Source organism: Heliobacterium chlorum, assembly GCF_014502795.1.
Lineage (GTDB): Bacteria > Bacillota > Desulfitobacteriia > Heliobacteriales > Heliobacteriaceae > Heliobacterium > Heliobacterium chlorum.
The window spans coordinates 1-680 of the sequence record NZ_JACVHF010000132.1; the positions used below are offsets into that span (position 1 = coordinate 1).

General features: G+C 53.7%; 5 tRNA genes and 1 rRNA gene. All 6 read left to right on the plus strand.

Annotated elements, in window-relative coordinates:
- Window positions 1–99 (plus strand): 23S ribosomal RNA (locus tag H1S01_RS20575); the annotation flags it as partial.
- A gap of 173 nt (window positions 100–272) precedes the next feature.
- Window positions 273–349 (plus strand) — tRNA-Val (locus tag H1S01_RS20580).
- A gap of 3 nt (window positions 350–352) precedes the next feature.
- Window positions 353–428, plus strand: a tRNA-Phe gene (locus H1S01_RS20585).
- 6 nt (window positions 429–434) lie between these two features.
- Window positions 435–519, plus strand: a tRNA-Tyr gene (locus tag H1S01_RS20590).
- Between the two features lie 6 nt (window positions 520–525).
- Window positions 526–600, plus strand: a tRNA-Gln gene (locus tag H1S01_RS20595).
- A 3-nt stretch (window positions 601–603) separates the two neighbouring features.
- A tRNA-Lys gene (locus tag H1S01_RS20600) sits at window positions 604–679 on the plus strand.
- Window position 680 lies beyond the last annotated feature (1 nt).

The window sequence follows — 680 nt, forward strand, 5'->3', positions numbered from 1 at the left end:
AGGTAAGACCCCAGGAAGATGACCTGGTCGATCGGCCCGAGATGTACACGCCGTGAGGCGTTTAGTCGACGGGTACGAATCGGTCGAGGACTTGACCTTAACTATATGCGCAAGTACTATTGTCTGGAAAATTTGATTTGATGCAGTGGGACTGGGCAACATCAGGCGTCGACGCTTTAGCGCCGGTAACGCCGTGGGAGCCGTCCTTAGCGGAATCGAATCAAATTTGCCCCCTCTGTGTAGTTTTGAGGGACCATAAAGTGGTCACTTATGGGCGATTAGCTCAGATGGTTAGAGCGCTTGCTTGACATGCAAGAGGTCAGCGGTTCGATTCCGTTATCGCCCACCATTTGCCTCGGTAGCTCAGTCGGTAGAGCAGAGGACTGAAAATCCTCGTGTCGGTGGTTCGATTCCGCCCCGAGGCACCATCCATCGGAGGGATTCCCGAGTGGCCAAAGGGAGCAGACTGTAAATCTGCCGGCTCTGCCTTCGAAGGTTCGAATCCTTCTCCCTCCACCATTTCATTGGGGTGTAGCCAAGCGGTAAGGCAGCGGACTTTGACTCCGCCATTCGTTGGTTCGAATCCAGCCTCCCCAGCCATTTGATCCATTAGCTCAGTTGGTAGAGCACCTGACTTTTAATCAGGGTGTCGCTGGTTCGAGTCCAGCATGGATCACCAT